Below are 19248 nucleotides of genomic sequence, written 5' to 3'. Positions count from 1 at the left end.
ACGCGACCAGAAGGAGTCTCCCAGGAGGAACACATGCCAGGCCCACAGAGCGCACAGAACGACGACCAGCAGTCCGCCCTCGAGCAGTTCGGGATCAACCTCACCGAGCGAGCGCGTCAGGGAAAGCTCGACCCGGTGATCGGGCGAGACGGGGAGATCCGGCGTGTCAGCCAGGTGCTCACCCGCCGCACCAAGAACAACCCGGTGCTGATCGGAGAGCCGGGCGTCGGCAAGACGGCCGTCGTCGAAGGGCTCGCCCAGCGCATCGTCGCGGGCGACGTCGCCGAGTCGCTCAAGGGCAAGGACCTGGTCTCCCTCGACATCTCCGCCCTCGTGGCCGGTGCCATGTACCGCGGGCAGTTCGAGGAGCGCCTGAAGAGCGTGCTCAAGGAGATCACCGAATCCGACGGGCAGATCATCACGTTCATCGACGAGCTGCACGTGCTCATGGGCGCGGGCGGCGGCGAAGGCTCCGTCGCCGCGTCGAACATGCTCAAGCCGATGCTCGCCCGCGGTGAGCTGCGCCTGATCGGCGCGACCACCCTGAACGAGTATCGCGAGTTCATCGAGAAGGATGCCGCCCTCGAACGCCGCTTCCAGCAGGTCTACGTCGGCGAGCCGACTGTCGAAGACACCATCGCCATCCTCCGCGGGCTCAAGGGTCGGTACGAGGCGCACCACGGTGTCACCATCTCGGACAGCGCCCTCGTCGCCGCGGCCGCACTGTCGAACCGCTACCTTCCCGCGCGCCAGCTGCCCGACAAGGCGATCGACCTCGTCGACGAATCGATGTCGCGGCTCAAGATGGAGATCGACTCCTCGCCGGTCGAGATCGACCAGCTCAAGCGCCAGGTCGACCGGATGAAGCTCGAGGAGCTCGCCCTCAAGCGCGAGAAGGACGCCGCCTCGAAGGAGCGCCTCGCCGCGCTCCGCGGGCAGCTCGTGGGCATGGAGGCCCAGCTCGCCGACCTCGAGGAGCGGTGGGCGCGTGAGCGCCAGGGACTCAATCGGGTCGGCGATCTGAAGAAGAAGCTCGACGACGCGATCACGCAGCGCGACCTGGCGATGCGCGAGGCCGACTACACCCGTGCGTCGAAGCTCGAATACGAGACGATCAAGCGCCTCGAGCAGGAGATCGCCGAAGCCGAGCAAGCCGAGGCCGCCGTCTCGACCGAGGGACGGATGGTCAACGAGCAGGTCACCGACGAGGACATCGCCGCCGTGATCGCGGCGTGGACCGGCATCCCGGTGGGGCGTCTTCTGCAGGGCGAGAGCGAGCGTCTGCTGCACCTCGAGTCCGAACTCGGACGCCGCCTCATCGGTCAGAAGAACGCGGTCAGGGCGGTGTCCGACGCCGTGCGGCGCTCGCGGGCCGGCATCAGCGACCCCGGTCGACCGACCGGATCGTTTCTGTTCCTCGGGCCGACCGGCGTCGGCAAGACCGAACTCGCGAAGGCGCTCGCCGACTTCCTGTTCGACGACGAGCGCGCCATGGTGCGCATCGACATGTCGGAGTACGGCGAGAAGCACTCGGTGTCCCGCCTCGTCGGCGCCCCTCCCGGTTACGTCGGCTACGAGCAGGGCGGCCAGCTCACCGAGGCCGTGCGCCGTCGCCCCTACAGCGTGGTGCTGCTGGACGAGGTCGAGAAGGCGCATCCCGAGGTGTTCGACGTGCTGCTGCAGGTGCTCGACGACGGTCGACTGACCGACGGACAGGGGCGCACGGTCGACTTCACGAACGTCATCCTGATCCTCACCTCGAACCTCGGCTCGCCGATCCTCATCGATCCGACTCTGTCGCCCGACGAGAAGCGGGAGCAGGTGATGACCCTCGTGCACCAGGCGTTCCGCCCGGAGTTCCTGAACCGGCTCGACGACATCGTCATGTTCTCGGCGCTCAGCCAGGACGACCTCGCGCAGATCGTCGAGCTCTCGGTCGATCAGCTGCATGACCGGCTGCGCGATCGACGGCTCACGCTCGCGGTCACCCCTGACGCCCGGTCATGGCTCGCCGAGCGCGGGTACGACCCGATGTTCGGCGCGCGGCCGCTGCGTCGGCTGATCCAGACCGAGGTGCAGAACAAGCTCGCGACGGCACTGCTCGCCGGTGGCGTGCACGACGGCGACACGGTGCGCGTCGACGTGGCCGTCGACGGCTCGGGCCTCGTGCTGACCTCGACGTCCCCCGAACCGCTCGACGAGTAGGGCGCGCTTCGCGGTTCCTGAGCGCCCTTCGTCTCGCTCCGCTCGCTCAGGAACCGGGCGGAGCGACGAGACGAAGGGCGCTCAGGGACCGCGGTGCGCCCTTCGTCTCGCTCCGCTCGCTCAGGGAGCGGGGGCGAGGGTGAGGCTCCGCGGTTCCTGAGCGAGGAGCGCAGCGACGAGACGAAGGGCGCTCAGGAACCGGGCGCAGCGACGAGACGAAGGGCGCTCAGGGACCGGGGGCGAGGGAGGGTGTCCGGGCTGCGCTACTTCAGCCGCTCGCTGCGGATGCCGCCGAGCGCATCGCCCTCGAGCTCACGCCCGATCAGCGAATGACGGCGTGAGTAGGCGAAGTAGATGATCATGCCGATCGCGAGCCAGATCGCGAAGCGCACCCAGGTCTCGGTGCTGAGGTTGAGCATCAGCCAGAAGCAGGCCAGGGCCGAGATCCAGGGCAGCCACGGCGACAGCGGCACCGTGAACGGGCGCTCGAGGTCGGGGCGGGTCTTGCGCAGGATCGGCACGCCGATGCTCACGAGAACGAACGCCGACAGGGTGCCGATGTTGATCATGTCGCCGAGCACCTGCACGTCGAAGAAGCCCGCGATGATCGCGATCACGACGCCGACGATCAGCTGGATGCGGATGGGGGTGCCGCGCTTGGCGTCGGTGACGCTCAGCGCACGAGGCAGCAGGCCGTCACGGCTCATCGCGAAGACGACGCGGGCGAGTCCCATGAGCAGCACCATGACGACGGTGGTCAGGCCGACCAGGCTGCCGATGGCGATGACCTGGGCCGCCCACGTGGCCCCCACCAGCTCGAACGCACTCGCGAGCGAGGGCTCGTCGAGCTTCGCGAGCTCGGTGTACGAGACCATGCCGGTGATCACGATCGCGACCGCCACGTAGAGCACGGTCACGATGATGAGGCCGAGGATGATGCCGCGCGGCACGGTGCGCTTGGGGTCCTTGGTCTCTTCGGCGCTGGTCGCGACGACGTCGAATCCGATGAACGCGAAGAAGACCAGTGCGGCACCGCTGAGGATGCCGAAGACGCCGTACATCGTCGGGTCCGAGCCGGTCAGGAACGAGAACAGCGACTGCGTCCACGCGCTCTCCGACGCGGCGCCGGACTGCGCCGGCGGCACGAACGGGGAGTAGTTCGCGCCCTTGACGAAGAAGATGCCGACCACGATGACGAACAGCACGATCGCGACCTTGATGACTGTGAAGACGCTGTTGACCCGACTCGACAGCTGCGTACCCAGGGCCAGCAGCACCGTGAAGATCGCGACGATGAAGACGGGGCCCCAGTCGAACGACAGCGGCCCGAGCTGCAGCGTCATGGAGATCTCGAGATCGAACAGCGACACCGCGTCGCCGAGGTACACGCCCCAGTACTTCGCGATCACGGCCGACGCCATGAGCATCTCGAGGATGAGGTCCCAGCCGATGATCCAGGCGAGGAACTCGCCGAGGGTCGAATACGTGAACGTGTAGGCGGATCCGGCGACCGGGATCGACGAGGCGAACTCGGCGTAGCAGAGGATCGCGAGGCCGCAGACGGCCGCGGCGATGATGAACGAGATGATCACCGCGGGGCCGGCATGCCGCGCCGACGCTTCGGCGCCGACCGAGAAGATGCCCGCGCCGACGGCGACGGCCACACCCATGACGGCCAGGTCCCAGACGCCGAGCGAGCGCTTCAGCGACCGTTTCTCGTCGTGCGTCTCGGCCATCGACCGTTCGACGGATTTGATCCTGCGCTGAAGAGCCATGCGCATGATTCTAGGAGGGCGTGCGGGTGCACAGAAGAAGGGCGCCGTCCGCATGTCGGACGACGCCCTTCCGGGTGCAACTGAGTGTCAGGCGCTGAGGATGACGGTCTCGCCGTCCGGATGTCGGACGGCGCCCCTCTTCATGCGGTTGAGCGTCAGGCGCTGAGGATGACGGTCTCGCTGATCGGGCGACGGACGCGCGGGGCGGTCTCGCCCTGCTGCAGGCCCTCGGGCAGGCCCGAGGCGTCGCCCAGCTCGCCGACCGCGATGACGGTGATGGCGGTGAAGCGGGGGTCGAGGTCGGCGAACTCGCGGACGACCTCGGGGTCGAAGCCGCTCATCTGGTGCACGAGGAGTCCCTCGTGGTGCGCCTGCACCGAGAAGTGGGCGACGGCCTGGCCGAGGTCGTAGACGGCGTGGCTGATGGCGCTGCCGTCTTCGGACTCGGTCTCGGCGATGGCGACGATCAGCGCCGACGCGTTCGAGGCCCAGAGCTGGTTGAACTCGACGAGCGAGTCGACGACCTGCGAGAACAGCGCGGTGCCGCGGCGGGCGACGATGAAGCGCCACGGCTGCATGTTGTAGGCCGAAGGCGACCAGCGGGCGGCCTCGAGAGCGGCGTTCAGCTTGGCGTCGTCGATCGTGTTCTGCGCGTCGTAGGCACGAGGGCTCCAGCGCCCGGCGAGGACGTCGAGGACGGGGTGCTCGGTGGGGGCGGTGCGGTCGATCACAGGAGTGCTCATGGAAGTGCCTTTCGGAAAGGAGTCGGACGGACTCCTTCGTCCGCGGTACGTCGGGCACAACAAGTCCATGCTCACGCATATTCCCGGATGACGCTGTATGTCTCGGATGTGCTCAGGCGGGGATCGAGCGAAGGCTCGGATGCGTTCAGCCGGGAAGGATGCGCTCGGCGGTGGAGGCGAGGGCGCGCCGCACCGCGCGGATCGAGGGCGCGGCCACCGAGACCCGGCGGGTGGATGAGAAGATCTCGCGGCGCGGCTCGTCGGGCAGGGGGGTGAGCGACACCGTCGGCGACTCTCCCGCCCAGACGAGGCCCGGCAGCAGACCGACGGCCAGTCCGGCGCGGATCAGTCGCACATGCGCCGTGAGGTCGGCGACCTCGAAGCGCACGTCGGGTTCGAAGCCGGCGGTGCGGCACAGCTGTTCCGCCCACGCGCGCGAGGCGGTGCCCGCGGGTTCGAGCACCCACGGCTGGTCTCTGGTCGACCACAGCGCGGCGACGGGGTCGGTCCCCTCGGGAGTGCCGGGCCGGCGGGCCAGGGCGATCGGATCGTGCACGAGCACCAGGCGGTCGAGGTCGGCGTGGATCGGTCGGGTGCGCCCCGGGTACTGCTCGGCGAGGATGAGGTCGAAGTCGCGACTCGAGACGCCGACGAGTCCGGTTTCGGGATCGCTCTCGGTGACCTCCACGCGGAGGGCCGGATGCTGCTCGCGCAGCGTGGCCAGCGCCCCGGGGAGCAGCGCGTGCGCGGTGGACTGGAAGACGGCGATGTGCACGGTTCCGGTGACCTCGGTCAGTGACTCGGCGACGGCCACCTCGGCATGCTCCAGCTGGTCGAGGATGCCGATGGCCTCGGCTACCAGCACGTTTCCCTGAGGGGTGAACTGCACTCCGCGGCCGACCCTGCGCAGCAGCGGGACGCCGACCTCGCGCTCGAGCGCGCTGAGCTGCTGCGAGACCGACGCCTTGCTGTACGAGAGGGCGTCGGCGACGGCCGACAGGGTTCCCCGGCGTGACAGCTCCACGAGCATCCGCAGCCGTTGCACGTCGAGCATGCGCCCTCTTTCCGGTCATCCGAATCGTTCAGTCCGACTGAACAGAATGCTGCCGAATCGGTTGATAGACGTAGCCTACGCGCGCGCCGGACAATGATCGAGCCGCACACGATCCCGGGTGTGCGATCCCCCGGAAGGTTCCCTGATGACTGTCGCCGCCGACACCACCGCTCCCCTCGCCACCCCGCGCACCGAGGACGTCGCCGCGCTGGTGCAGCGCTGGCTCGCCGAGAGCGAGACCCACCCGGTCGAGCCCGCCGCCCAGCGCCTCTCGGAGGTGCTCAAGGACCCGAACGGGCTCGCGTTCACGGTCGGCTTCGTCGACGGCGTGATGCGCCCCGAAGACCTCAGCGTCGCCGGCCGTGCGCTCGCCGACCTCTCGGAGATCACCCCCTCGCTGCTGCCCGGCTACCTGCGCGCCGCGATCAAGGCCGGCGGGTTCTGGGCGCCGAAGCTGCCGGGCGTCGTCGTGCCGATCTCGCGCCGCGTGCTGCGCGCCATGGTCGGGCACCTCGTGCTCGACGCGACGCCGTCGAAGCTCGGGCCCGCGATCGCCCGACTGCGCAAGAGCGGCAACCGTCTGAACCTCAACCTCCTCGGCGAGGCCGTGCTCGGTGAGCGCGAAGCGGGCCGCCGCCTGCAGGGCACCTACGACTTCCTCGCCCGCAAGGACGTCGACTACGTCTCGATCAAGGTCTCCAGCGTCGTCAGCCAGCTGTCGATGTGGTCGTTCGACGAGGCCGTCGCCGACGTCGTCAGCAAGCTCACCCCCCTCTACGAGCTCGCCGCGGCCTCCGAAGCCTCGGGCTCGTCAGGCTCAGGCCCTTCGTCAGGCTCAGGCCCTTCGTCAGGCTCAGGGACCACGAAGTTCATCAACCTCGACATGGAGGAGTTCCGCGACCTCGACCTGACGATCGCGGCGTTCACCAGCATCCTCGACCAGCCGGGGCTCGAGAACCTCGAGGCCGGGATCGTGCTGCAGGCCTACCTGCCCGACGCGCTCGGTGCGATGCAGCACCTGCAGGAGTGGGCCGCGGCCCGCCGTGCCAAGGGCGGCGCGCCGATCAAGGTGCGCGTCGTGAAGGGCGCCAACCTCGCGATGGAGGAGGTCGACTCGGCGGTGCACGGCTGGCCGCTCGCGACCTACGGCACCAAGCAGGACTCCGACACGAACTACAAGCGCGTGCTCGACTGGTCGATGACCCCCGAGCGGACGGATGCCGTGCGCATCGGCGTCGCCGGGCACAACCTGTTCGACATCGCCTACACCTGGCTGCTGGCACAGGAGCGCGGCGTGACCCATGCGGTCGAGTACGAGATGCTCCTCGGCATGGCGACCGGGCAGGCCGAGGCCGTGCGCAAGGACGTCGGCCGCCTGCTGCTGTACACCCCCGTCGTGAACCCGGCCGAGTTCGACGTGGCGATCGCCTACCTGGTGCGCCGACTCGAAGAGAACGCGAGCCCCGAGAACTTCATGTCCGCCGTGTTCGAGCTCGCCTCGGACCCCACCCTGCTGGCCCGCGAACGAGAGCGCTTCGAGCGCTCGCTCGCGGGCCTCGAGGCCGACCGATCCGTGCCCTCGTCGAACCGGGTGCAGAACCGTGCGGCCGAGAGCACCGCGCAGGCGGATGCCGTCACCACGGGCATCGGGACCGGTATCCGGAACGGCTTCGCCAACCAGGCCGACAGCGACCCCGCGATCGCGGCGAACCGCGCCTGGGGGCGCGAGATCCTGCAGCGCTCGGTCGACTCGACACTCGGAATCGACGCCATCGCGCGCGCCAGGGTCGAGTCGGCCGACGAGCTCGACGGGGTCTTCGCCGCCGCATCCGCCGCCGCTGCGACGTGGGCGGCTCTGCCGGCCGCCGAGCGTGCCGCCGTGCTGCACCGGGCGGGTGACGAGCTCGCAGCGCGCCGTGGACAGCTGATCGAGATCATGGCGCACGAGGCGGGCAAGACCATCGCCGAGGCCGACCCCGAGGTCTCCGAGGCCATCGACTTCGCGCACTACTACGCCGAGCGCGCGCTCGATCTCGACGCCGTGACGGGCGCCGACTTCGTGCCCTCGAAGATCACCGTGGTCACGCCGCCGTGGAACTTCCCCGTCGCGATCCCCGCGGGCGGCGTGCTCGCCGGTCTGGCCTCGGGCTCGGGCGTCGTCATCAAGCCCGCCAAGCTCACCCAGCGCTGCGGCGCGGTCATGGTCGAGGCGCTGTGGGCCGCCGGCGTGCCCCGCGACCTGCTCGCGCTCGTCGACCTCGCGAACCGCGACCTCGGCACGCGCCTCGTCGCGAGCCCCGAGGTCGACCGGGTGATCCTCACGGGCGCCTACGAGACCGCGCAGCTGTTCCGCTCGTTCCGGTCCGACCTGCCGCTGCTCGCCGAGACGAGCGGCAAGAACGCGATCATCGTCACCCCGTCGGCCGATCTCGACCTCGCCGCCGCCGATGTCGCCCGCAGCGCCTTCGGCCACGCCGGGCAGAAGTGCTCGGCGGCGTCGCTCGCGATCCTGGTCGGGTCGGTGGCCGACTCGCAGCGCTTCGAACGTCAGCTCGTCGACGCCGTGACCTCGATGCGGGTGGGGCTGCCCGACGACCCCGCGACCCAGATGGGTCCGATCATCGAGCCGGCGAACGGCAAGCTGCTGACGGCTCTCACCACGCTGGAGAAGGGCGAGCGCTGGCTCGTCGAGCCGAAGAAGCTCGACGACGAGGGGATGCAGTGGACCCCCGGCGTCAAGATCGGCGTCGCTCCGGGATCCACCACCCACCTGACCGAGTTCTTCGGACCGGTGCTCGGCATCATGCGCGCGAAGGACCTCGACGAGGCCATCCGCCTCCAGAACGCCGTGGACTACGGCCTCACCGCCGGCATCCACTCGCTCGACTCCGACGAGGTCGCCACCTGGCTCGACCGTGTCGAGGCGGGCAACCTCTACGTCAACCGCGGCATCACCGGCGCCATCGTGCAGCGGCAGCCGTTCGGCGGCTGGAAGCGGTCGGCCGTCGGAGCCGGCGCCAAGGCCGGCGGGCCCAACTACCTGTTCGGCCTCGGCGACTGGCGCCCGGCCGAGCTGCCCGCCGCCGCGGCGGGCGCCGCCCTCACCCCCGTCGTCGACACCGTGCTCACGGCTGCGGCGAGCGACCTCGACGCGGTCGAGATCGAGTGGCTGCACCGCGCCGCCGCGGCGGACGAGCAGGCCTGGACCACGGAGTTCGGCATCGTCAGCGACAAGTCGGGCCTCGGTGTGGAGCGCAACGTGTTCCGCTACCGTCCGGTCGCCGCCGACGTGCGCATCGGCGAGGCGGCGCCGCTGGTCGACGGGCTGCGCGTGATCGTCGCGGCGCTGCGCAGCGGCAGCCCGTTCACGGTGTCGGCATCCGCCCTGCCCTCGCGCGTCGAGAAGGCGCTGCGTGCGCACGGGGTGACGGTGAAGCACGAGAAGGATGCGGCGTGGGTCGCCCGCTTCGCGAAGGCGGCGGCGAAGGCCGAGCACAGCTGGCAGCGGGTGCGTCTGGTCGGCGGCGATGCGTCGGCGCTGTTCGAAGCCCTCGGCGGCACTCCGGACGTCGCCGTCTGGTCGCACGCCGTCACGGGTGCCGGCCGGGTCGAGATGCTGCCGTTCCTGCACGAACAGGCCGTGTCGATCACGAACCACCGATTCGGCAACCCTACGACCCTGTCCGACGGCCTGATCTGACGCGTTCTACCGCCTGATCCGACCGTGCTCCACGGGCAGATCTGACGCGGTTCAGGGCGGGATCCGAGGGGATCCCGCCCTGGTCGAGTTCACGCGCGTCGTCGGTAGGTGATGGCGGGGCGTCCTCCGGCATCCAGGTCGACGTCGGCCGTCACCTCGTAGACGTCGCGGATCAGCTCGGCCGTCAGCACCTCGGACGGCGCCCCGGCGGTCACCACGCGGCCCTCGCGCAGCACCACGATGATGTCGCAGTACATCGCCGCGAGGTTGAGGTCGTGCAGGGCGATGACGGTGGTCATCGGCAACGCGCACACCAGGTCGAGCAGTTCGAGCTGGTGGCGGATGTCGAGGTGGTTCGTCGGTTCGTCGAGGAGCAGCTCGCGGGGTTCCTGCGCGAGAGCACGGGCGATCTGTGCGCGCTGGCGTTCGCCGCCCGAGAGGGTGTGCCAGAGGCGGTCGGCCTGCCGCAGCAGGCCGACGTGGGTGAGGGCCCGGTCCACTGCGGCCTCATCGGCGGCGGTGGCGCTGCCCAGGGGTGAGCGATGGGGGATGCGGCCGAGTCGAGCGACGTCACGCACCGTGATGTCGACGTCGGTGTCGGCGTGCTGGGTCACGGAGGCCACCGATCTCGCCACGCGACGCCTCGGCATCCGGGTGAGGTCGGCCCCGTCGAGCGTGACGAGTCCCGATGTCGGTCGCACCAGGCCGTGCAGCAGTCGCAGCAGCGACGACTTGCCCGAGCCGTTGGGTCCGAGCAGGCCGACGGTCTGCCCGGGTTCCGGGTGCACCGTGACCCCGTCGACGACGAGGGTGCCGCCACGGTTCCACGACACGTTCTCGGCGCGGAGCGTCATACGCGTCTCCTCTTGCGTGCGAGCAGGGCGATGAACACGGGGACTCCCACGAGCGCCGTCCCGACGCCGACCGGGAGCGGTGTGGGGGAGAACGCGACGCGGGCCCCGGCATCGACCCACACCATGAAGACGGCTCCGATGATCGCCGTGGCCGGGATCAGACGGGAGTGGCGCGCGCCGGCGATCAGGCGTGCGGCGTGCGGCAGCACGAGGCCGACGAATCCGATCGCTCCGGCGATGCTCACCAGCGTCGCGGTGATGAGAGCGGTCGTCACGAGCAGGACCGCCCGGGTCCTGGCCACGTGGATGCCGAGTGATGCCGCGACATCATCGCCGAACGTGAACGCGTCGAGCGTGCGGGCGTAGCGGAGGCAGAGGAGCGAGCCCGCAGCGACCACGCTCGCCGACAGCGCGGCGTCGTCCCAGCGCACTCCCTCCAGCGAGCCGAGCAGCCAGAACATCACCCCGCGGGTCTCGTCGGAGTCGGCGAAGGCGAAGATGATCAGCGAGGTCAGGGCCGAGAACAGCTGGGTGCTGGCCACGCCCGCGAGTACGACGCGGTCGTTTCCGCCGCCGGACAGACGGGCGAGCAGCAGGACCAGTCCGAACGCGACGAGGGCTCCGACGAAGGCGCCCCCGGACAGGCCGATCGTCGCGCCGCCGAGTCCGAGGATCCCGATGGCGACCGCGCCCGTGGAAGCGCCCGACGAGATGCCGAGGATGAACGGGTCGGCGAGCGGGTTGCGCAGGAGCGATTGCATGATGACGCCGCAGAGCCCCAGCCCGGCGCCGCACGCCGCGGCGACGAGGGCCCGGGGCAGGCGCTCCTCCCACACGATCGCGTCCTTCGACGCCTTCACCGGGATGTCGGTCAGGCCCAGATGGTTCGAGACGATGTCGCGGACGTTGACCATCAGGATGTCTGCGGGCCCGAGAGTGATCGCCACCCCGACCGACACGACGAGAAGGAGGAGCCCGGCGACGACGAGCGCACTCGACGTTCCGAGGCGATGGGCGCGCAGGGGGCGCGGGGAGGCTTCTCTCGACGGGTGTTCGGGAGGAGCCGTCCGCGCGGTGGGGGTCAGAGCTCGCCCTCGTGCTCGACCCACCACGCCTTGATCTTCTCGAGGCCGTCGACGAACCTGATCGACGGGTTCAGCTCGGCGCCGTGGAGTGCGATGTAGTGCTGGGCGCGCACCCCGCCGATGGTCTTCGTCAGGGGGTCGGATTCCAGGAACGCCACCTTGTCGTCCAGGCGGTCTCCGGGAAAGCGGTCGCGCTGAAGATCGCCGAGGATGAAGACCTGCGGATCGCGGTCGGCGACCTCTTCCCACGTGGTCGCGGGCCAGTCGTCGTCGAGCTCGGTGAAGACGTTGTCGAGACCCGTCATCGACGACAGGAGCGCGGCCGAGCCGAGACCGCCCGCGACGTAGGGCGTCTTGGTGTCCGCGAACCAGAACGCCACCGTCGCGCCTCCGAAATCGACGCCGGCGGTCGCGGCCTCGGCGCGCGTCTTCAGGTCGGCGATGAGGGCATCCGCGCGATCCGAGACGTCGAAGATCTCGCCCAGCTCCGTGATCTCGGCATACAGCGCATCGATCGTGAGCGCTGTCGTGCGTGTTCCGCCCCCGTTGATGCTGGTGCCGTTGTCGCAGTCCGTCGGCGAGAGGTAGGTGGAGACCCCTGTCTCGGCGAACCTGTCTCGTGAGGCGACGCCGCCCTCGGCGAAATGCCGGCCGAACGAGGCGGTCACGAAGTCCGGATCCGCGCCCAGCGCGACCTCGTAGGTCGGGGCGTTGTCGGCCAGTCGGGGCACCTCGGCGTTCGCCTCCGCGAGGGAGTCGAGCACGGGATCGGTCCACGACGCCGTGCCCACCAGGCGATCCTCGAGCCCGAGAGACAGCAGGATCTCGGTCGAGTTCTGATCGAGCGAGACGACCCGCTGCGGGGCGGCGTCGACGGTCACCTCGACGCCGCAGTTCTCGATGGTTACCGGGTAGGCCGTCGAGCCCTGTCCGGGCGCCGCGCTCGCCGCCGGCTCGACCGCCTCGGAGGCTCCGCATCCGGAGAGCCCCACCGTGAATACCGCTGCAAGGGTGAGGCCGACCACGGCTCGCTGACGCACAGGTGCTCCTTAAGTAGACAACCTCATAAGGTTAGCCTTACCTGTGCGTCAGTGCGAATCTTCGAGGCCCTCGTCTGCGTCGTCAGCCGCGCAGCGCTTCGCCGAGCTTGACCCTGGTCCCCATGCGCAGCAGCGAGTTCTCGTAGATCTTCGCGCCGATCACGATCGCCGCCACGCAGCTCGCGAGCAGGATGACCAGGCTGAGCAGCGGCTCCCACCACTGCGCCTCGCCGACGAACAGCCGCATGGGCATGCCGACGGGAGCCGAGAACGGCACGTACGACATGATCGTCAGCACCAGCGGGTTGTCGTTGAAGACGATGACGAGCACGTATGGCGCCATGATCAGCATCGTGATCGGGGTGGTCGTCGAGCCGATGTCCTCCTGACGGGAGACCATCGAGGCGGCCGCCGCGAACATCGCCGCGAGCAGGATGAATCCGAACAGGAAGAACACCGCGAACCAGATGATCGGGGCGCCGAGGGTCGACAGCACGGCGTTCTGGCCGGTGACGATGAGACCCACGGTCGCGATCGCGGCGAGGGCGAGGATCTGCCCCATCGCGAGGATCGTGTTGCCGATCACCTTGCCCGCGAGCAGGGTGCGCGCCGGGATCGCCGACAGCAGGATCTCGACCACGCGGGTCTGCTTCTCCTCGACGACGCTCTGCGCGATCGTTCCGCCGAAGGTCGCCGCCGCCCCCATGAACACGATGCCGAAGGCGATCGCGATGAAGTAGCGCAGCAGCGGATTGGTGGTCGCCGGCTCCAGGATCTGCACGTCCGGCGCCTGCGAGAGCGCGGAGACGAGCGAGCTGGGAGCGTCCTTCAGCGCGATCACGGTGTACCCGGAGGGGTTGTCGCCGGGCAGCACGGCGGCGTCGACCTTCTCGGAGCGGACGAGCTCCTCGGCCGCCGCCTCATCGGACACCTCGGTGGCCTTCACGTTCGGCAGCGCCGAGACCGCAGATGCGGTCTGCGAGGTCACGGCGACCGGCATGGCATCCGCGCCGGTGTTCTTGCTCGCGAACCCGCCGATCACGATGCCGGCGAGGGCGATCAGCAGCAGGACGCCGGTCGAGATCAGGAAGGCCTTGCTGCGCAGCTTCGAGCCGATCTCGCGCTCGGCGACGAGCCAGATCAGCGGGGCCTGCGACGGCGACCCGGTCTTGGTCGGGGTGCTCACTGGATGACCTCCTTGAAGATCTGGGCGAGAGAGGGATGCTTGGGGGCGAAGCTGGCGACATCGCCGCGTTCGACGGCGGTGCGCAGCACGCGCTGCGCGGTGTCGGCTCCGTCGGCGTCGAACAGGGCGTAGCCGCCCTCGAAGTCGACCACGGTGACGCCCGGTTCGCTGCGCAGCCACCCGGCATCGCCGGCGGAGACGAGTTCGTACCGGCTGCCCGCATGCTCGGCGCGCAGCGCGTCGCGCGAGCCCGAGGCGCGGATGGTGCCGCCGGCGAGGATCACGAGGTCATCGCACAGGCGCTCGACGACATCGAGCTGGTGGGAGGAGAAGAGGATCGAGGCGCCCTGCGCGGCGGAGGACTGCAGCACCGAGGCGACGACGTCGACCGCGAGCGGGTCGAGGCCGGAGAACGGCTCGTCGAGGATCAGCACCTCGGGGTCGTGCACGAGCGCTGCGGCGATCTGTGCGCGCTGCTGGTTGCCGAGCGACAGCGACTCGATCGTGTCGCCGAGCCGTTCCTCGAGACCCAGCTCGGTGAGGAGCGCGGTTGCTCGGCTGGTGGCATCCGGCTTGCTGAAGCCGTGCAAGCGGGCGAGGTAGACGATCTGCTCGAGCACCTTCATCTTCGGGTACAGACCGCGCTCTTCGGGCATGTACCCGAAGTGGCGGCGGTCGGCGCTGGTGAGCTGCCGGCCGTCGAGCTCGACGGTGCCTCCGTCGGAGTTGAGCAGGCCCAGCACGATGCGCATGGTCGTCGTCTTGCCCGCGCCGTTGCCGCCGACGAACCCGGTGAGGCGTCCTGGCGTCACCCCGAAGGAGATGTCGTCGAGCACGCGCCGAGAGCCGTAGCTCTTGGTGATGCCCGTGAGGAGGAGGTTTCCTGTGGTCACTTCGATGTACTCCGTTCGCTCGGTGCAACACGTGTTCGCTCAGTGCGTCGCGTGGTTCGCTCAGTGCATCGCGTGGTTCGCTCAGTGCATCGCATGCCTTCACGCTAGGGCGCGGTGTGCTGCGGCGGCATCCCCCGTGCGGCGGATCTCTGCGGCGCACTGACCCCTGGGCGGACCCGGCCGGGGTCCGCCGTGCGGGGGAGTGGCCCCACGACTCCAGACGAGGGGGAGTGCCTCAGCGGAGGAAGAGGAACGAGAAGATCCCGATCGCGAAGGGGGCCGCGGTCGCGATGAGCATCACCCCGACGATGATGCCGACGACCAGCCACGGGCTGCGGCGCCTCAGCCGCCGGCCCGGCGGGGCGACGCCCGGCGGGGGCGGGGTGAGAACTCCTGCGGGGGCGGCGAACGGAAGCGGCTGACCCGAGGGCTCGGGCGAGGGCGCCGCCATCGACGGAGGCGTGGGCTGCGGCTGCGGCGCCGCGAGCCGGAGGCGGTCGTCGCGCCAGCGCGCCCACTGATCGAGCTTGCCGAGAAGAGCCCCGACCGCGCCGAACAACCACGCCCAGGTCGCCGGATCGAGGGTCGACACCTCCCGGCGCGCGTAGAGGAACAGCCAGTCGTCGACGATCTCGACATCGAGCTGCGCGGCATGGTCGATGAAGCGCGCCATCACATCGGGGGTGAAGAGGTACAGCGCATCCGCCTCGTACCCCGTCGGGCAGTACAGCGAGAAGAACCTGTCGAAGTCCCCCTCGAGCGACAGCCGCTGCGTGCGGCTGAACGCGGCGGTCATCGAGCTGCCGAGGGCGTTGTTGCCGAGCGCATCGAGCACGATGTTCGGCAGCGGCACGTCGAGCTTGACGGCCACATACCCCCAGCGGTGCACCTGGGACTGCTTGCCGTTGCTCGTCGTGTACTGGTAGTTGCCGAACTCGACGAAGCGGGGTGCGACCCCGCGCAGCACATCGGTGGACATCCGGCTCGATCCGTTCGAGAAGATCATCCCGGGCAGCGGAGGCGCGTCGATCCGCTCGATGTAGGTCAGAGCGTTCGCGCCGGCGAAGCGCGCGAGGCGGAAGCGGGTGATGGTGCGCGTGCGGATGCCGCGGCGCACCAGCGCGATGAGGCCGACGATGATCCCCGCGAGCAGCAGCAGGGCGATCACGCCGCCCACGGCGACGCCGATGTCGCCGCCGATCACATATCCCCACCCCATCACGAAGACGCCGATCACCGGAACCACGCACAGCAGCGCGATGATCGCGAACACCCAGGCGATGATCTGCCCGACGGAGGTGGGGTTCGCCGCACGATGCGCGCGGACGAACGCGTCCAGCTCGACCGGATTCACCGGATCGATCAGCGCACGTGCGTCGAAGTGGCCGGCGGGTACGCGGGCGGCGGGGCCGGGTGCGGAGCCGGGCGCAGAGCCGGATGCGGGGGCGGTCACGCGTCCACGCTAGCCGAGCCGTCAGCGTGGGGTCTCAGCTGCACGCCTCAGCCGCCGTCGCGCGCGCGGTGCCGCCCGGCGTGCAGTGCGGTGCGCACCACCAGCCCTGCGACGAGCGCCCAGAACGCCGCGCTCACGCCCAACAGCGAGATCCCGGATGCGGCGACCAGAAAGGTCACGACGGCGGGGATGCGCTCTCCCGGATCGTCGATCGCCTGCTGCACCGACGATCCGAACGCGGCGAACAGCGCGAGTCCGGCCACCGCGGGGATCACCGCCTCGGGGGCGAGGAGCACCAGCGCCGCGAACGCGGCGGAGAAGCCGCCGAGCACGAGGTAGGAGATGCCCGTCGAGACGCCCGCCACCCAGCGGCGCTTCGGATCGGGGTCGGCATCGGGCGAGGCGGCGAGTGCCGCGCTGATCGCCGCGAGATTGATGGCATGTCCGCCGGCCGTCGCTCCCAGAGCCGTGCCGATGCCCGTGACGAGCATCGCCGGGCGCCAGGGCACCTCGTAGTCGAAGCTGCGCATGATGGCGATGCCCGGCACGTTCTGCGAGGCCATCGTGACGATGAACAGCGGAAGGGCGACCCCGATCAGCGCCCCGAGGGTGAAGGTGGGGGCGGTGAGCTCGAGGCGAGGGATCAGCAGCCCCGCATCGACGGGGGCACCCGCCTGGATCAGCGAGACGGCGACCACCACCGCCGCGGCGACGAACGCGAGCGGAACCGCCCAACGCGGCGCGAGACGGGCGACGATCAGCCAGGTGACGACGACCGGCACCACACCCCACGGGTTGGCGACGAGCCCGGTGATCGGCGCGAGGCACAGCGGCAGCAGCACGCCGGCGAGCATCGCCTGGGCGATCGACGGCGGGATGCGCGCGATCAGCGCCCCCAGCGCGGGCCAGAGGGCGGTGAGCAGGATGAGTGCGGCGGTGACGAGGAAGGCTCCGACGGCCGCCGACCAGCCCCCGTCGACGACGCCGGTCGCGGCGAGCAGCGCCGCCCCCGGGGTCGACCAGGCGACCGTGATCGGCATCCGGTATCGCCAGGCGAGCACGACGCACGCCAGGCCCATCGTGAGGCTGACCGCGAGGAGTCCGCTCGCGGCCTGCGCCGGCGATGCGCCGACCGCGCCGAGACCGGTGAGCACGACCGCGAACGAGCTCGTGAAGCCCACCAGTGCGGTGACCACTCCGGCCATGATCGGGCGCGAGAGGGGTGCGGCGGTCGGCATGCTCCGAGAGTATCGGGGTGCCGCGGGGGTCCGGAGGCGCTGCGGCGACAGCGATCTACGCGAGTCCGAGGCGGTGCGCGAGCACGACGGCCTGCACGCGGTCGCGGGCGCCGAGCTTCTGCAGGATGCGCGACACGTGGGTCTTCACGGTCGCCTCGCCGATGAAGAGGGCGCTCGCGATCTCGGCGTTGCTGCGCGCATCGGCGAGCAGCACGAGCACCTCGGACTCGCGCTCGGTGAGGGGTTCGGCGAGGGGCGTCGGCACGGAAGTCGTGGTGCGAGCGGGTGCCGCAGTGCGCACGGGCGATGCGGGTCGAGCGGGCGCCGCGGCCGTGGTGAAACGCGCGAGAACGCGGCGGGTGACTTCGGGGGCGAGCATCCCGTCGCCGGCGGCCAGGGCACGCACCGCGGCGATGAGGTCTTCGGCGCCGGCGTTCTTGAGCAGGAAGCCACTGGCCCCGGCGTCCAGTGCCTGGTACAGGTAGTCGTCGCGGTCGAAGGTGGTGATGATCGCGATGGCCGCAGAGACCTCGCGGTCGGCGACGATCCGGCGGGTCGCCTCGATGCCGTCCATGTCGGGCATCTGCACGTCCATCGTGATCACGTCGGGGCGCAGAGCGGATGCCTGGGCGACCGCCTCGGCCCCGGTCGCCGCCTCGCCCACCACGGTGATGTCGGGCTGGGTGCCGAGGATCGTGCGGAACCCTGCGCGCAGCATCGCGTGGTCGTCGACGAGGAGCACGCGGATAGGGGGCGTGGACGTGGTCATGAGGCGGCACTCGTCTCGCTCAGAGGCACCCGCGCTCGCACGCGCATCCCGCCCGAGGGGCGAGGGGTCACCTCGAGGGTGCCGCCGGATGCTGCGGCCCGCTCGCGCATGCCGAGCTGTCCCAGCCCGGGGCGCAGCACCGCCATGGCTCGACCGGTGTTGACGACCTCGACCTCGACGCCCTCGTCGTCGTAGCGGACGCGCACATCGGCGATGGCGCCCGCTCCGGCATGCCGGCGAGCGTTCGTCAGCGACTCCTGCGTGATCCGATACAGGTTGACGGCGACGACCGAGGGCACCGGCACGGGCTCGCCGATCACCGCGTAGTCGGTGGGCAGCCCCGCCTCGGTGGACGCTTCGACGAGCGAGCGGATGTCGTCGAGGGTCACGGTCGACGCGGCATCCGGCGTCTCGCTGCCCGGGGAGCGCAGGGTCTCGAGCAGGTGCCGCAGCTCGTGGATGGCATCGCGCGCCGACCCCTCGATGCCGGTCAGGATGCTCTTGGACTTCTCCGGATCCTGGTCGATCACCAGACGAGCGGCTCCCGCCTGCACGCCCATGACCGACACATGATGCGCGACCACGTCGTGCAGTTCGCGGGCGATGCGCACGCGATCGAGGGCGACGGCTTGCGCGGCGGTCACCTCGCGCTCCCGCTCGAGCTCGGCCGTGCGGTGCTCGAGCGCCTGGCGCTCCTGCGCCGCGTGCCACGAACGCTCGCCGAAGTAGTACGCGCCGCCGAAGTAGAGCACGTTCAGCAGCAGCTGGATGAGCATGAAGGCCAGGTAGGGCGAGAGCAGACCGGCGGCGACCTCGGCCTTGTCGGCCTCTTCGATCGCCTGGCGGTACATCGTGATGAGGAGCCAGACGAACATCCCGACGATGATCGAGACGCGCACGATCATCGCGGCTCTGCGATTGTTCATCCACGCGCCCACCGTGTACAGCGACACGAACATCGCGATGTTGCCGACGTAGATCTCGGGTACCTGGAACGAGATCGCGAGGAAGTACGCGACGCACACGGTCACCGCCACCGGGCCCGGCCAGCGCCGCCGCACCGCGAGCGGGGCGGTGACGGCCACCGCGTACACGAGCGCCGTCCACGGCTCCGCCCGGGTGTCGCCGTACATGTCGGCGACCGTCGAGAGCGCGGCGCTCAGCACCGCGCCGACGAACATCACCGCGGCGAGCACGAGATCTCCGCGCTGCTCACGGATGCTGGGGATGCGGGTGAACGGCGCGGCGGGCAT

The 19248-nt window shown here is 70.1% G+C and carries 14 protein-coding genes; 2 read left to right on the top strand and 12 right to left on the bottom strand.

Annotation, left to right across the window (positions count from 1 at the left end; translation table 11 throughout):
* The first annotated feature begins 33 nt into the window (after positions 1-33).
* Positions 34-2205: an ATP-dependent Clp protease ATP-binding subunit gene (locus DXT68_RS15535; protein ID WP_082068847.1), complete on the top strand. Its 2172-nt coding sequence runs from the start codon at positions 34-36 to the stop codon at positions 2203-2205.
* A 263-nt stretch (positions 2206-2468) separates the two neighbouring features.
* On the opposite strand, the gene DXT68_RS15530 is transcribed toward DXT68_RS15535, so the two are convergent.
* The 3 genes from DXT68_RS15530 to DXT68_RS15520 all read right to left on the bottom strand — a co-directional run bounded on the left by DXT68_RS15530 (position 2469) and on the right by DXT68_RS15520 (position 5777).
* Entirely contained in the window at positions 2469-3980 is a 1512-nt protein-coding gene (locus tag DXT68_RS15530) for an amino acid permease (RefSeq protein ID WP_045253267.1), read from the bottom strand.
* A 155-nt stretch (positions 3981-4135) separates the two neighbouring features.
* Positions 4136-4723 (bottom strand): nitroreductase family protein, encoded by a 588-nt coding sequence (locus DXT68_RS15525; protein WP_045253268.1) that lies wholly within the window; start codon positions 4721-4723, stop codon positions 4136-4138.
* Between the two features lie 145 nt (positions 4724-4868).
* The gene (locus DXT68_RS15520; protein ID WP_045253269.1) at positions 4869-5777 is read right to left on the bottom strand and encodes a LysR substrate-binding domain-containing protein; all 909 of its coding nucleotides are present in this window, start codon (positions 5775-5777) and stop codon (positions 4869-4871) included.
* A gap of 145 nt (positions 5778-5922) precedes the next feature.
* Between DXT68_RS15520 and DXT68_RS15515 the strand changes: the two genes are divergently transcribed.
* Positions 5923-9477 carry a proline dehydrogenase family protein gene (locus tag DXT68_RS15515; RefSeq protein ID WP_045253270.1) on the top strand — a complete coding sequence of 1185 codons (3555 nt, stop codon included), beginning with the start codon at positions 5923-5925 and terminating at the stop codon, positions 9475-9477.
* Positions 9478-9566: 89 nt separating this feature from the next.
* Here DXT68_RS15515 and DXT68_RS15510 read toward each other — a convergent pair whose 3' ends face one another.
* From DXT68_RS15510 to DXT68_RS15475, 9 genes are all read right to left on the bottom strand, one after another.
* A complete protein-coding gene (locus DXT68_RS15510; protein WP_045253271.1) occupies positions 9567-10331 on the bottom strand; it encodes an ABC transporter ATP-binding protein in 765 nt (254 codons plus the stop codon).
* Entirely contained in the window at positions 10328-11440 is a 1113-nt protein-coding gene (locus tag DXT68_RS17290; RefSeq protein WP_045253341.1) for a FecCD family ABC transporter permease, read from the bottom strand. The genes DXT68_RS15510 and DXT68_RS17290 overlap by 4 nt, the downstream gene beginning before the upstream one ends.
* Positions 11413-12456 carry an ABC transporter substrate-binding protein gene (locus tag DXT68_RS17285; RefSeq protein WP_045253272.1) on the bottom strand — a complete coding sequence of 348 codons (1044 nt, stop codon included), beginning with the start codon at positions 12454-12456 and terminating at the stop codon, positions 11413-11415. Before DXT68_RS17285 ends, DXT68_RS17290 begins: the two co-directional genes overlap by 28 nt.
* An 82-nt stretch (positions 12457-12538) precedes the next feature.
* Positions 12539-13642 (bottom strand): ABC transporter permease, encoded by a 1104-nt coding sequence (locus DXT68_RS15500; RefSeq protein ID WP_045253273.1) that lies wholly within the window; start codon positions 13640-13642, stop codon positions 12539-12541.
* Positions 13639-14535: an ABC transporter ATP-binding protein gene (locus DXT68_RS15495; RefSeq protein ID WP_045253274.1), complete on the bottom strand. Its 897-nt coding sequence runs from the start codon at positions 14533-14535 to the stop codon at positions 13639-13641. The genes DXT68_RS15500 and DXT68_RS15495 overlap by 4 nt, the downstream gene beginning before the upstream one ends.
* Positions 14536-14770: 235 nt before the next feature.
* Entirely contained in the window at positions 14771-15988 is a 1218-nt protein-coding gene (locus DXT68_RS15490) for a hypothetical protein (protein WP_045253275.1), read from the bottom strand.
* 47 nt (positions 15989-16035) lie between these two features.
* The gene (locus DXT68_RS15485) at positions 16036-17226 is read right to left on the bottom strand and encodes a benzoate/H(+) symporter BenE family transporter (RefSeq protein ID WP_045253276.1); all 1191 of its coding nucleotides are present in this window, start codon (positions 17224-17226) and stop codon (positions 16036-16038) included.
* Between the two features lie 55 nt (positions 17227-17281).
* On the bottom strand, positions 17282-17995 hold the full coding sequence (locus DXT68_RS15480; RefSeq protein WP_045253277.1) for a response regulator: 714 nt from the start codon (positions 17993-17995) through the stop codon (positions 17282-17284).
* On the bottom strand, positions 17992-19248 hold the full coding sequence (locus DXT68_RS15475; RefSeq protein WP_045253278.1) for a sensor histidine kinase: 1257 nt from the start codon (positions 19246-19248) through the stop codon (positions 17992-17994). Before DXT68_RS15475 ends, DXT68_RS15480 begins: the two co-directional genes overlap by 4 nt.

It is taken from the genome of Microbacterium foliorum (assembly GCF_003367705.1).
Classification (GTDB): domain Bacteria; phylum Actinomycetota; class Actinomycetes; order Actinomycetales; family Microbacteriaceae; genus Microbacterium; species Microbacterium foliorum.
The sequence above is the reverse complement of the archived record's forward strand: the minus strand, read 5'-3'. Positions and strand labels throughout refer to the sequence as shown.